Here is a 13,482-nt window from a genome sequence, read left to right on the forward strand (position 1 = left end):
TCTCCGCTCTTGGAATTCCAAAAGGCAAGAGAATGAAGTTCGCGACCCTGAAAACGATATCTGGACTAATTTTAGCCCTGGCAATAAGCGCATGTGGCGGCGGCGGACCCGGCGCCGACGCCTCGGCCAACCGCACGGCGGCCGGCATCACCAGTTCAGGCGGCAGCTCCGGCATCAGTTCCGGCGGCAATCGTCCGACTACAGGCCCCAACGCCCCCCTAACTCCCTCGCAACCGGACACCGCGCCGACGCCCAGCACTCCCGTTCCGGCGACGCTGACCCCGGCCGCCGCCTCGCACTTCCTGGCCCAGGCCACGTTCGGCCCCACCCCGGCCGGCATCGCGGCGCTGACCACCAGCAGCAAGGCAGCCTGGATAGCCGACCAATTCCGCAAGCCGCAGACCTCGCATCGCAACACGGTGCAAAGCGTCGCCGCCCAGCTGCCTCCGGGAATATTGTCCGAAAACCAGGTCTTCGAATCCTTCTGGCGCCAGGCCGCCATCGGCGACGACCAGTTGCGCCAGCGCGTGACCTTCGCGCTGTCGCAGATCTTCGTGATTTCCATGGCCGACCCCAACCTGGTGTCGCGGCCGGCCGGCGTCGCCAGCTATTACGACACCCTGGGGCAAAACGCCTTCGGCAACTTCCGCAACCTGCTGCAAGCGGTGGCGCTGCATCCCATGATGGGCATCTATCTGAGCCACATGCGCAACCAGAAGGAAAGCGGCAACCGCGTACCGGACGAGAACTTCGCCCGCGAAGTAATGCAGCTGATGAGCATCGGCTTGTACGAGTTGAATCCGGACGGCAGCCTGAAGCAGCAAAACGGCCGGCCGGTCGAGACCTACACCCACGACGACGTGGCCGGCATGGCCAAGGTCTTCACCGGCTGGAGCTGGGCCGGCCCGGACAAGGCGCCGAATCGCTTCAACGGCAACCTCGCCGATCCGAACCGCGACTGGACGCCGATGCAGAATTATCCGGCCTACCATTCGACCTCGGCCAAGAGCTTCCTCGGCACCACCATCGGCGCCGGCGGCACCGGCGAGACCGACATGAAGGCCGCGCTCGACACGCTGTTCCAGCACCCCAACGTCGGCCCCTTCATCGGCCGCCAGCTGATCCAGCGCCTGGTCAGCAGCAACCCCAGCCCCGCCTATGTGTCGCGGGTCGCGGCGGCCTTTGCCGACAACGGCAGCGGCGTGCGCGGCGACATGCAGGCGGTGATACGGGCGGTGCTGCTCGATCCGGAAGCCGCCGACACCGGCAGCGCGAAAAAGCTGCGCGAACCGGTGCTACGCATGGCTAACTGGATGCGCGCCTTCAACGCCAAATCGGCTTCCGGCCGCTTCCAGATCCATATCACGGACGATCCGCTGTACGCGCTGGCGCAGTCGCCGCTGCGGGCGCCGTCGGTGTTCAATTTCTTCCGCCCCTCCTACACGCCGCCCAACACCAGCCTGTCGACGCGCGGCCTGGTGGCGCCTGAAATGCAGATCACCGGCGAGCCTTCCGTCACCGGCTACCTGAACTTCATCCAATACCTCATTCCCTACGGCGCCGGCTCGGCCCGCGACGTGCAACCCGACTACAGCGCCGAGCTGGCGCTGACGGGCCAGCCGGCGCAGCTGGTGGACCGCATCAACCTGCTGTTGCTGAATGGCGGCATGACGAGCACGCTGCGCAACCAGATCATCAGCGCGGTCAACTCCGTCAACATCCCGCCCCCGAGCGCCGCCTTCCCCACCCGTACCGACGACGCCCGCCGCAACCGCGTCTACCTGGCCATCGTGCTGGCGATGGCATCGCCCGAATACCTGGCGCAACGATAAGGACTAACCCATGCATTTCGAATCCCCCTCCCGCCGCCGCTTCGTCGGCAAGATGCTGGCCCTGGCCGGCGGCAGCGCCGTCCCCTTCACGCTGAACCTGGCCGCGATGGGCAATGCCGCGGCCGAAGGCGCCAGCGACTACAAGGCCATCGTCTGCCTCTTCCTCACCGGCGGCAACGACCATTTCAACACCGTGCTGGCCACCGACAGCGCGTCGTGGAACGAATACAAGCGCCTGCGCACCACGCCCGACAGCGGCTCCATCGCCCTGCCCGGCGTCGGTGCGCCCGGCGGCGTACTGCCCATCGTGCCGAACAACCCGCAGGCTGGCCGCACCTTCGCCCTGCACCCATCCCTGCGGCCGCTGAAAGACTTGTTCGATGCCGGCCGTGTCGCCGTGCTGGCCAACGTCGGCACGCTGGTGCAGCCGCTGACGCTGGCCCAGTACAAGGCGGGCGGCGCCGCCCTGCCGCCACGGCTGTTCTCCCACAACGACCAGCAGGCGATGTGGCAATCGTCGCAGACCGAACTGACCGGCGGCGCCGGCTGGGGCGGACGCCTGGGCGACCTCATGGCCAGCGCCAACGGCAACGCCACCTTTACCTGCATCTCCAACGCCGGCAATGCGCTGTACCTGAGCGGCCGCACGGTGCGCCAGTACCAGCTGGGCGGCACCAGCGCGATGCCGATCAACCACCTCAGCGACACCCTGTTCGGCGCACCGGCGGCCGCCAACCCGCTGCGCCAGATCATTTCAGCCGACCAAAGCGACCTGTTCCAGAAAGAACATGCGGCCGTCACCGCCCGCGCCATCAACTCCCAGGCGGCGCTGTCCGGCGCCATGCTGGGCGCCGGCGCGACCGGCGTGCCCGACCCGCTGCCGTTTATCAGTCCGCGCACCGGTGCGGCCACGGTCAATCCGCTGGCCGTGCAATTGCAGACCATCGCCCGCATCATCGGCGGCCGCAACGCGCTGGGCGTCAAGCGCCAGGTGTTCTACGTCAGCCTGGGCGGCTTCGACAGCCACGACTTCCAGGCGCTTAACCAGCCCGACCTGCTGGCCAAGGTGGCCCACGCCATGGCCTATTTCGACAGCGCGCTGGCCAACCTGCAAGGCAACGACATGCGCAAGCAGGTGACGTTGTTCACCGCCTCCGACTTCGGCCGCACCTTCGCCAGCAACGGCGACGGCACCGACCACGGCTGGGGTTCGCACCACTTCATCATGGGCGGCGCGGTCAAGGGCAAGAACATTTACGGCAGCATGCCCGTCACCGGCGTCGGCCACGATCTCGATGTCGGCTCGGGCTCGCTGCTGCCGACCACCTCGGTCGACCAGTACGGCGCCACGCTGGCCAGCTGGTTCGGCCTGTCCGCCACGCAGCTTGCCGATGTGTTCCCGAATATCGGCAACTTCAGTATCCGCAACCTGGGCTTTATGGGATGATGCTGATCTTTCAACCTGCGCCCGGCCCATGGACAAGCAACTGGTTTTCATCTGCTTTCTAACCTTCGTCATCCATCTCATCGGCACCCTCGCCTACTCGGTGAGGATAGCCGGTGTGCGTACCCGGCGCATCGCCGTCTCGCTGGCCCTGTTCAGCATCCTGGTGCTGGTGTCGCGCACCTCGAATTCCTTCCTGGGCCCCTTCCTCGCCAAGCGCATTGAGTCCTGCCTCGGCCAGCCGCTGGCCGCCGGCATGGTGCTGGCCGACCTGCGCTGGCTGCTGCTGTCGGCCGCGCTGGCGACGATGGCCGGCGCCGTGCTGATCCCGACCTTCCAGCGCGTGTTCTGCCGCGCGGTTGAACACTTCCAGGTGCACCGCTCGGTGCCCAAGCTGCTGCTGCACGGTTTCTTCAAGGGTGGGCTGTCCTACGTGCGCGACGTGGCCGCCATGCCGTCGTCCGGCAATGTGCGCGGCCTGCGCGACAGCGGCAGCGTGTCGGCATCGGTCACGCTGCTCAACGTCGGCGCGGTCGCCTTGTGGACCGTCGGCGTGTTCGCCTCGCTGTACGCGGGCGTGCTTGATCCCGAGGTGCGCGTCACGTCCAGCACGCTGTCGTCCATCATCAACGGCGGCGCGACGGTGATGATGGCGGTGTTCATCGATCCCCATATGTCGGGCATGACCGACGACGTCGTCGAAGGCCGCGTCAGCGATACGCAGTTCCGCCGCGCGGTGGTGTGGCTGGTCGGCAGCCGCCTGGCCGGCACGCTGCTGGCGCAAGTGCTGCTGGTGCCCTCGGCGACGCTGATCGTCTGGGTCGCCAAGGTGCTGTAAGCAGACTTGCTTCAGGCGGCCACGCCCACTGTCAGCGTCACCACGTAACCGTCGCTGGCGTTGCCGGTGACGGCGGCCATTTGCAGCGAGTAGCCGTCGCTGAAGATGTTGTCGCTGGCGTAGCTGATCTGCGCCAGGTTGCGCACGCTGGCGCTGTAGCCGCTGGTGGCGTAGACCTCGTTGAGCGTCGCCATCGGGAAGGTGAATTGCGAAGTCTTGATGCGGTTGGCCGCGCTGGTGCTCTTGTCCAGCGTCGGATACACCTCGAAATGCACGTGCGGCATGCGGCCCGCATAACATCCCGGGAAGATGGTCTGGAAAGCGAGGTTGCCGCTGCTGTCGCTGACCTGCACGCCGCGCAGGTAGTTCTGCGCCGTGACGCCGCTTGAATACAGCGAGTAGTTGCCGTCCCTGTCGCAATGCCAGAGATAGACGGCGTAGCCGGACAGCGCCGCGCAACTGCCGTTGGCGTTGACGATCTGCAGCTTGATGGTTAGCGGCACGCCGGCCGCCACGCCGGTCGGGCCGTTGAAGCTGCCGCGGATATCGCTGCGCACCACGCCCGACTGCGTCAGCACGTTGACCACGCCGCTGCTATTGCTGTTGGTGCCGTCGCCCGGATATGGGCCGCCGGTCTCCTCGGGGATCACGGCGCAGCTGCCGCCGGCGGGTGCGGTGGTGCCCGGCGTGGTCGTGGCCGGGCTGGCGGTGGTGGCCGAACTGGTGCTGTCGCTGGCCGATGAACCGCCTCCGCCGCAGCCAAGCACCGGCAGCGCCGAAGCGCCGGCCAGTAGCCAGCGCAGGGTCTGGCGACGGTCGCTGGCGAGGTTCAGCATGGCGCTCAGGTCGGCCGCCAGGCTGTGTTCGTGGGTGTTGTGCATCATCGCTCCTTGCTTATACCGTTGTGTTGACCAGGTTGCCGCTGGCGCCGCTGCCGCCGACCTTGGTCGACAGCGCCTGCAGGAAGGCGGCCAGCTTGGTGTTGGCGTCGGTCGCGCTGCTACTGTCCGTGCTGTCCGCGCTCGCCGTGCCGCCGCTGAGCTTATCCAGCAGATTGGCGAAGCTGCTTTCCAGCTGGTTGACGGCGTCGCTGCTGTCCGCATCGGCGGTGGCATCGGTGCTGCTGGTGGCCGTGCCGGAAGTCAGCTTGGCCAGCAAACTTTGCAAGTCCGATTGCAGCTTGCCAGGACCACCGCCGCCGTGGCCTCCGCCCTGCTGCGCCTCGCCGTATGGCGGCGGCGTATCGTTGTCGCTGTTCTGCGCATGCAGCGCGCCCATCAGGCTTTGCAGGAAGCTGCCCAAGGCCTCGGCCACGCTGCCGGTGTCCGTGGTATCGGTGCTGTCGGTGGCGGCGGCCGAAGCTGTCGCGCTGCTGGTGCTGCCGGAACTGCCGCTGGCGTCGCCGAGGCTGGTGATGCCGATGGCTTTCAGCGCATCGGCGATGGCCGAGGCGAAGCCGCCGCCTTCGGGCGGGCGTGGCGGCGGTGCGCCGCGTGTCGCCTCGGCGCTGCTGCTGGCGTTGGTGCTGCTTAAACGGCTCAGGAAGCTGAGCTGGCTGGCATTGCTGGAACTCAGGGAGCTAATCGACATAAGGTTCTCCGTTCAGGGTGAGTGGCAAATCAGGGGCGCGGCGCATGGCGGGCAATACCCTCGGCCTGCTTCGCGCGCTGCTCCGGGGTCAGCACGCCAAGCAGCTTCTGCTCGGTGCGCACGTGCTGCAACGCGATGTTCGCCATCGCCGTCGCCGCCTCCTTGGCCAGTGCGGCGGCCTTGGCATCGTCGTACTTGTCGGCGCGGCCCAGCGCGCGCAAGGCGTCGTGCGCCTTGGCGGCGGCCTTGCCCTGTTCGCGCAGATACGGCTGCTCCGCATGCAGGATCGCAAACACCTGGTCTTGCTGCGCCTCGCTCAATTCCACGCCGTGCAGGAACGGCGGACGTCCGCCCATGCCGGGACCGCCAAGCGGCGGCATGCCCCCGCGGAAACCTGGGCCCGGGCCATGGCCGTCCTGGTCGGGCGCCACGTGCATCATCGGTGGACGCCCGCCGTCGCCGCCCAGGTCATCGGCGCGGGCCGCGCCGGCCGTGGCGATCAGCGGCAGCGCCATGGCGGCCGCCAGCAAGATATTGTGTACGCTGGTTCTTGGAGTTTTCATGCAAACAATCCTTGGTTGGTAGGGAGTTGCCATTCTCTTGCCGCCCCATGTAAAGCGCCGTTAGCCGCCGGTAAATCGAGGTAAAGATGGCCATTTTGGCATGCAATTGGCATCGGGCAATGCGTTGTAAAACGGGGTAAAAGGCCGCCGGATGCGGCTGGGAGGCTGTTATGATCGCCACATCCACATAGAAAGAACCACGCGGCATGAAGAGCAAAGTACTGCTGATAGACGACGACATCGAACTGGTAGGCATGTTCAAGGAGTACCTGGAGCAGGAAGGCTTCGACGTCAAAATGGTGCACGACGGCGAGGCCGGCACCGCCGAAGCCTTCACCGGCCTGTACTCGATCGCCATCCTGGACGTGATGATGCCGCGCATGAACGGCCTGGAGACACTGCGCCGCATCCGCACCAACAGCCAGCTGCCCATCCTGATGCTGACCGGCCGCGGCGACGACACCGACCGCATCGTCGGCCTAGAGCTGGGCGCGGACGATTACGTGGCCAAGCCCTGCACGCCGCGCGAGCTGACCGCCCGCATCCGCGCCATCCTGCGCCGCGCGCAGAGCGTGCCGGTCGACAGCGGCGCGGCGGCCGCCATCACCGTCGGCCAGCTGACCATGTGGCCGGAGCAGCGCCGCGCCGCCTGGGCCGGCAACAAGCTGGAACTGACCAGCACCGAATTCAACCTGCTCGAAGTCCTGGCCCGCAACGCCGGCCGTCCGGTCAGCAAGAACGCCTTGTCCGAACAGGGGCTGGGGCGTCCGCTGGCGCGCTTCGACCGCAACATCGACGTCCACCTGAGCAGCCTGCGCCACAAGCTCGGCACCATCGCCGACGGCCGCTCCTGCCTGCAGACCGTGTACCGCCTGGGCTATCAGCTGATCAAGGAGTAGCCTGTGGGCCGTCTGTTCTGGAAGTTTTTCGTGTGCATACTGCTGGCACAGCTGACGGCCACCGTCGGCATCGGCGGCGCCGTGCTGCTCAAGAATAGCCAGCAGGCTGGCCTGACCACCGATCTGGATACCAGTCCGCCAGCCGAGATGGCGATCAATTCAGCCGCCGCCACGCTGGAATTCGGCGGCGTCAAGGCCTTGCGGCGCTTGCTGGAGAATATGGAACGGCACCGCGTGTTCGCGGTCGACGAGCAAGGCCATGAGCTGCTGGGCCGCACGGTCAGCGCCGCCATGCTGCGCGAATCGCACGCGCTGCTCAAGCAGGAAGGCAAGCGCCGCGTGGTGCGCCAGGTCAGCGATCAGGAAGGGAAACGATATATATTGTTTCTGCCATCGCGCGGACTCAATCTCGACCGCCCGCTGATGGCGGGACTCGGCGGCGCGCAGATGGCGCTGCAAGGCGCACCGGCGATGCCACGCGGCGCCCAGCCGGGCCCACCGGCCGACGCAGGCGCCGCGCGCGGCCCGGGCGCTGGCCCCGGCACTGCGGGTGGCCCGGGTGGTCCCGGTGGGTTTGGCGGCACTGGCGGTCCGGGCGGCCCCGGCGACATGCGCGGTCCGCGCTTCCAGCCGCTCACGCCCTGGGTGCCGATCGTCGCCGCCGTGCTGGCCAGCCTGCTGTTCTCGGTACTGCTGGCGTGGTACTTCTCCCGCCCTATCCGCGCGCTGCGTCAAGCCTTCGACGCCGCAGCCGGGGGCGACCTGGCGCCGCGCTTCGGCGCCGGCAAAGGCAGCTCTGAACTGAACGACCTTGGCCGCGACTTCGACCGCATGACCGCCCGCCTGCGCAGTTTGATCGACGGCCAGACCCGTTTGCTGCACGACGTCTCGCACGAACTGCGCTCGCCATTGGCGCGCTTGCAGGCGGCGATCGGCCTCGCCCATCAGCAGCCGGAGAAACTGGCGGCGTCGCTGGAGCGCATCGAACGCGAAAGCGTGCGCATGGACAAACTGGTGGGGGAACTACTGACACTGGCGCGTCTGGAGGCCGGCGCCATCAAGGCCAATCAGGAAGAGATCAACATGGCCGAACTGCTGGACCAGATCGCCGACGACGCCAACTACGAAGCGTCCAGCCAGCAGCGCAGCGTGGTGCAGGAGGGTGAAGCGGACGTGCTGGTGGCCGGCCAGGCCGACCTGCTGGGCCGCGCCATCGAGAACGTGGTGCGCAACGCCATCAAACACAGCCCGGAAGCGGGCGTGGTGCAGCTGCAAACCCTGGTGCTGCCGGACGCCCGCCAGTTGCGCATCCGCGTGCTCGACCGCGGGCCCGGCGTCGCGCCGTCCGACCTGGCGACCATCTTCCAGCCCTTCTTCCGCTCCAGCAGCGCCAGCGTGGAAGGCCACGGGCTCGGGCTGGCGATCGCCCAGCATGTGATCGAAGCGTACGGCGGAAATATCAAAGCCACCAACCGTGCGGATGGTGGCTTGTGCGTGGAGATGGTGCTGCCGGTAAAACGCTGACTACGCTTTCGGCAACGTTACGCCGCGCTGGCCCTGGTATTTGCCGTTGCGGTCCTTGTACGACACGTCGCACACTTCATCGCTCTCGAAGAACAGCACTTGCGCGCAGCCCTCGCCGGCGTAGATCTTGGCCGGCAGCGGCGTGGTGTTGGAGAACTCCAGCGTCACATAACCTTCCCACTCAGGCTCGAACGGCGTCACGTTGACGATGATGCCGCAACGCGCATAGGTCGACTTGCCCAGGCATACCGTCAGCACGCTGCGCGGAATGCGGAAGTACTCCATGGTGCGCGCCAGCGCGAAGGAGTTCGGCGGGATGATGCAGACATCGCTCTTGATATCGACGAAGGAGTTCGAATCGAAATTCTTCGGATCGACGATGGTGCTGTTGATGTTGGTGAACACCTTGAATTCGTCGGCGCAACGGATGTCGTAACCATACGACGAGGTGCCGTAGGAGATCACCTTGCGGCCCTCTTCCTGGCGCACCTGATCCGGGAAGAACGGTTCGATCATTCCATGTTGCTCCGCCATCCGGCGTATCCATTTGTCGCTTTTAATCGTCATCGAAGGCATTCCTAAAGTTCAGGGGGCGGCGCACAGCACCGAATGCCCGAGATTTTACGCGATCATCCGGTTTTTAAGAACATTTTTGCACTGGTAATAGCTGTTGCATCGACAAATGCGGTGATAGCGATTCAGAAAATTAATTTGCACAATGACAAAAGAATTGTAAGCTGGACTAGCAGTCGAATACCTGAAATCCATAAAACCTTTCTGTCAAATAAACTTAAATGGATAGCCAAATGAAAAAGTTTCTAATAACGGCAGTAATTGCGATGGGGATCGCATCAGGGACTCAAGCACAGATCATCAGTTCGGCAACGGTCATACCGGACGCTAATGTCTTGATTAATCTAAACAATTCGGGGCTGGATTGGGTCTACGCAGGTCCGATCGGACCAAACGAATGGGGGCCAGGCAACATCCAGCCCGCCACCTACCGCGCGGCAGAAGGCTGGCGCGTGGCGACCGCGAACGAATGGGCCATGCGTCCGCTATGGACCGACTTCATCGTGCCAGGCAATCCCGGCGGCATCGTCAGCCCACCTGCCGGCTACAACAACCACGCCGGCTACATCTTCGCTTCGGAATACTGGGGCAATTTCTACCACGTCGACATCAATGACTATGCCAATGGCTACGTCACCGATGGCGTCAACGGCGGCCCTATCGGCGGTGTGCCGGAAACCATCTACGTGCGCAACACACTGGTGGTACCGGAACCTGAAACCTATGGCATGCTGATTGCGGGCCTGGGCATACTGGCATTCCTGGCACGTCGTCGCAAAGCATGACCCGGTTGGCTAGGCTAGGCAACAGCCCGCTCCACGCGGGCTTTTACCGTTAACAGGCTGGCGATCATTTCGCGGGTCGCCTGCGCCGCCAGCACCGGCGACTCCATCGGGAACAAGTGCCCGCCCGGCACGATGCGGAAATGCTTGCCTACCAGTGCCTGCGTGTGCTCCAGGCCGGACTGGCTGGTCTCCCACGAATCGGTGCCGCCGATGAAGCCGATAGGCGCCGGGAAGCGGCCCCGTACCAGCTTGGGCAGATGATGCGGCAGGCTGGCGTAGATGCTGGTCTCCACTTCGCGGGTAAAGCGCAGCTGCACGCCTTCCGGATGCGGCTTCAGGCCGCTCTCCATGTAGTCGGCCAGCACGCCGGGCGCCCAGGCCGCAAACAAGTCCTTGCTGGCGAAGTGCTGGCGGGCCGTTTGCACATCCGGCCACACATTGCGGCGGCGGATGGAGAACTTGGCCGGCGGCACGCGATTGGCGCTGCCGCTCAATTTGATCAGGCGCCAGAACAGCGCCCGCCACCCCGCCACCACCGGCGCATCGAGCATCACGACACAGCGCACCAGGTCTGGCCGCGCATGCGCCACCATCAGGCTGAGCATGCCGCCCAGCGAGTGGCCGACCAGGATGACCGGTTCCTTGTAGCGGGTGGTGAGTTCGTTGATGTATTCATCGACCAGGTGCGGCCAGCCGTCGCTGACCGGATAGCGCGGGCTGTGGCCGTGCATGTCCAGCGCCTGGATATCGAAATCGTCGGCCAGCAGCTCGAAGTACTGGCGGTACACGCCCGCCGGGTAGCTGTTGGCGTGGGCAAAATGCAGCTTGGGCTTGCTCACAAGCGGTCTCCGTATGATTGTTCGTATGATTGTTTTCGAGCCATTGTAATGGCACTTACCCTGCCCGGCTTGGATGAAAGGCTCTAATTTAACGGCCGTACCAATAGCGAGCGTGGGCCTGGCGCCAGGCGCTGATGGCGATGGTGTCGCCGAATTCCAGCGTCAGCGCGCCCGCCTGGTCGGTGCGCAGGCGCACGATGTGCAGCTGGCCGTAACGCTCGTAGACGTCCGGCCTGGGGTGGTGGTAGCGATTGCGGTAGCCCACCTGGAACACGGCGGCCTGCGGGTGCACCGCCGACAGGAACGCGGAGGTGGACGAGGTGCCGCTGCCGTGGTGCGGAACCAGCAGCACGTCGGCCTGCAGGCTGGCGCGGGCGCGCTGCAGCAGCGCGGCTTCCTGCGGGGCTTCGATGTCCGCGGCCAGCAGCATCGATTTACCGCCCGCCGTGATCTTTAACGTGCAGCCGCGCGCGTTGGGTTTGAGTGCGGTGTCGGCGTAGCTGGCCGCCAGCGGGTGCAGCAGCTCGAAGTGGACACCGTCCCAGTCCCAGTGCTGGCCGGCCGCGCAATGCAGGTGACGGCGCGCGGCCATGGCGACAGGATGCTGCGGCGGCAGCGAGGACAGCACCCAGTCCACACGCACGCCGTCGAGCACAGACAAGGCGCCGCCCGAGTGGTCGGCGTCGCTGTGGGTGACGATCACGCCATCCAATGCGGCGATGCCGCGCGCTTTCAGATACGGCAGGATGACGCGGTTGCCGGCGTTGGATGTCGCCGCGTAAAGCGGGCCGGTATCGTACAGCAGCCGGTGCTGGCTGGTCTCTATCAGCAGCGCCGTGCCCTGACCGACATCGAAGGCGGTGACGGTCATGCGGCCCGGTTCAGGATGCGCAGGTGCTGCGGCCAGCAGCGGTATCCAGGTCGCCAGTCCCAGCCAGCGCGCGGGCCATCCACGTGGCGCCAGCAGCCAGACGGTGCCCAGCATGGCCCAGCAGAATAGCCAGAACGGCGGCGTCGGTGCGCTCCAGACGGCGTAGCGCATGCCGCTGAACCATTGCAGGCAGACCGCCAGTAACTCCACCAGCAGATGCGCCAGGCCGAGCACCGGCGCGGCCAGCGTTGCGGGCAGCATGCTGCCTGCCAGCGCGAGCGGCGTCACCACAAGGCTGATCAAAGGAATCGCCACGGCGTTCGCCAAGGGACTGATCACCGATACCTGCGCAAACAGCAGCATCGTCAACGGCACCAGGCCGAACGTCACCGCGTACTGCGTGTGGGCGCCGACGCTCAGCGCAAGCCACAGCCGCTCGCGGCGTGACGGTGGCGGCGCATCGTGCGCGGGCCGCTGCGCGGTGCGGCCTACCGTCGCATACAAGATCGTCGCGACCGCGCCGAACGATAGCCAGAAGCCCGGCCACAGCACGGCCCACGGGTCGATCAACACCACCACGCCCAAGGCGCTGCACAGCACCTGCGTCACGCTGGCGATGCGGTTCAGCCACAGCGCGGCGGCCACCACCATCAGCATGTACAAGGTGCGCTGCGCCGGCACGCCAAAACCGGCCAGCAGCACGTACAACAGCGCCACCGACGCCCCCACCAGCGCCGCCACCTTCTGCGCGGGTAGCAGCAAGGGCAACTGCGCGCGCGTGAAGAACGAGTGTCGCCAAAGATTGAATGCAGCCAGCGCGAACAAGCCAGCCACCATCGTGATATGGAGCCCGGAGATGGAGATGAGGTGCCCCACGCCTGTGCGATTGAAGACATTCCAGTCCGATTGGTCGATGCTGCGCTGGTCGCCCACCACCAGCGCGACGATCACGCCGGCATATGGTTTGTCCGGCAGCGCGGCCAGGATACGTGCGCGCAGCAGAGCGCGGGTATGCTCGATCACATTGCCGGCGCTGAAAACGAAACTGTCCAGCCGCCGGTTGTGCGGCGCGGGCCGCACATAGCCGGTCGCGCGCAGGCCTTGTTCCAGCAGCCACGCTTCATAATCGAAGCCGTAGGGATTCGCGTTGCCGTGCGGTCTTTGCAAGCGCACGGTGAGCTGCCAGCGCTCGCCCGGTTGCACATCCCCGACCTCCGTCACCTCGTTGCGAAAGCCCGCATACCAGCCCAGCGAAATGCGCGGCGGCACAGTGCCCGGTGCGGCACCCAGCACGCGTTCGACGGCGAAGTTGAAGCGCACGCCCTGATCGAAGCGGTACGGCAGGTTGTCGATGGTGCCGATCAACGTGAAGTCGCGGCCTTCGTCGGCGGACGCCAGTTGCGGCGAGAGCACGCAGTGGGCCAGCCAGGCGGCCCAAAAGAATCCGACCACAGCGCCCGCCAGCAATGCCGCCGCGCAGCGCAGCAAGGCCTCGGCGTGAGCGCCAACGCGGAGCACACGCCGCTGCAGCCAGCCGTGCCACAACAGCAGCCAGGCCGCCAGCACCAGCACAGCCGCGACGCCAGCCGACAAAGACGGCAACACCGCCTGCGTTTGCAGCCACGCCGCCCCTGCGGCAAAGCCTATCGTCACCGCCCTCATCGCGCTGTCCGGCCAAGCGGCCGCTCCTCAAGTATCGCAACAGTCCGATACTACGCAGCCGA

12 protein-coding genes are annotated in these 13,482 nt (G+C 65.9%); 6 read left to right on the forward strand and 6 right to left on the reverse strand.

Features of this window, described 5'->3' with window-relative positions:
- The first annotated feature begins 32 nt into the window (after positions 1-32).
- Genes GEV01_RS04425 through GEV01_RS04435 form a run of 3 tightly spaced genes read left to right on the forward strand, consistent with a single transcriptional unit; the run spans position 33 to position 4,114 of the window.
- Entirely contained in the window at positions 33-1,832 is a 1,800-nt protein-coding gene (locus GEV01_RS04425) for a DUF1800 domain-containing protein (RefSeq protein ID WP_152801982.1), read from the forward strand.
- Between the two features lie 10 nt (positions 1,833-1,842).
- Positions 1,843-3,279: a DUF1501 domain-containing protein gene (locus tag GEV01_RS04430; RefSeq protein WP_152801984.1), complete on the forward strand. Its 1,437-nt coding sequence runs from the start codon at positions 1,843-1,845 to the stop codon at positions 3,277-3,279.
- Between the two features lie 28 nt (positions 3,280-3,307).
- A complete protein-coding gene (locus GEV01_RS04435; RefSeq protein ID WP_152801986.1) occupies positions 3,308-4,114 on the forward strand; it encodes a lipid II flippase Amj family protein in 807 nt (268 codons plus the stop codon).
- Positions 4,115-4,125: 11 nt separating this feature from the next.
- Here the strand turns inward: GEV01_RS04435 and GEV01_RS04440 are convergent, their stop codons facing one another.
- Genes GEV01_RS04440 through GEV01_RS04450 form a run of 3 tightly spaced genes read right to left on the reverse strand, consistent with a single transcriptional unit; the run spans position 4,126 to position 6,267 of the window.
- Positions 4,126-4,998, reverse strand: a complete 873-nt coding sequence (locus tag GEV01_RS04440; protein ID WP_152801988.1) for a dioxygenase family protein — start codon at positions 4,996-4,998, stop codon at positions 4,126-4,128.
- 10 nt (positions 4,999-5,008) lie between these two features.
- Entirely contained in the window at positions 5,009-5,704 is a 696-nt protein-coding gene (locus GEV01_RS04445) for a hypothetical protein (protein ID WP_152801990.1), read from the reverse strand.
- A gap of 29 nt (positions 5,705-5,733) precedes the next feature.
- Positions 5,734-6,267 carry a Spy/CpxP family protein refolding chaperone gene (locus GEV01_RS04450; RefSeq protein WP_152801992.1) on the reverse strand — a complete coding sequence of 178 codons (534 nt, stop codon included), beginning with the start codon at positions 6,265-6,267 and terminating at the stop codon, positions 5,734-5,736.
- 206 nt (positions 6,268-6,473) lie between these two features.
- Between GEV01_RS04450 and GEV01_RS04455 the strand changes: the two genes are divergently transcribed.
- Together GEV01_RS04455 and GEV01_RS04460 are read left to right on the forward strand one after the other, a co-directional pair.
- A complete protein-coding gene (locus tag GEV01_RS04455; protein WP_008448086.1) occupies positions 6,474-7,166 on the forward strand; it encodes a response regulator transcription factor in 693 nt (230 codons plus the stop codon).
- Between the two features lie 3 nt (positions 7,167-7,169).
- Entirely contained in the window at positions 7,170-8,690 is a 1,521-nt protein-coding gene (locus tag GEV01_RS04460; protein ID WP_328595433.1) for a sensor histidine kinase, read from the forward strand.
- Here GEV01_RS04460 and dcd read toward each other — a convergent pair whose 3' ends face one another.
- Positions 8,691-9,257, reverse strand: coding sequence for a dCTP deaminase (gene dcd / locus GEV01_RS04465; protein ID WP_008448083.1), 567 nt, complete (start codon positions 9,255-9,257; stop codon positions 8,691-8,693). It abuts the gene before it with no gap.
- Between the two features lie 239 nt (positions 9,258-9,496).
- On the opposite strand from dcd, the gene GEV01_RS04470 reads away from it, so the two are divergent.
- Positions 9,497-10,048, forward strand: coding sequence for a PEP-CTERM sorting domain-containing protein (locus GEV01_RS04470; protein ID WP_152801994.1), 552 nt, complete (start codon positions 9,497-9,499; stop codon positions 10,046-10,048).
- 14 nt (positions 10,049-10,062) lie between these two features.
- On the opposite strand, the gene GEV01_RS04475 is transcribed toward GEV01_RS04470, so the two are convergent.
- Together GEV01_RS04475 and GEV01_RS04480 are read right to left on the reverse strand one after the other, a co-directional pair.
- On the reverse strand, positions 10,063-10,887 hold the full coding sequence (locus GEV01_RS04475; RefSeq protein ID WP_328595434.1) for an alpha/beta hydrolase: 825 nt from the start codon (positions 10,885-10,887) through the stop codon (positions 10,063-10,065).
- A gap of 88 nt (positions 10,888-10,975) precedes the next feature.
- Positions 10,976-13,420, reverse strand: a complete 2,445-nt coding sequence (locus tag GEV01_RS04480) for a DNA internalization-related competence protein ComEC/Rec2 (protein WP_152801996.1) — start codon at positions 13,418-13,420, stop codon at positions 10,976-10,978.
- Positions 13,421-13,482 lie beyond the last annotated feature (62 nt).

The organism is Rugamonas rivuli (assembly GCF_009380165.1).
Taxonomy (GTDB): Bacteria; Pseudomonadota; Gammaproteobacteria; order Burkholderiales; family Burkholderiaceae_D; genus Rugamonas; species Rugamonas rivuli.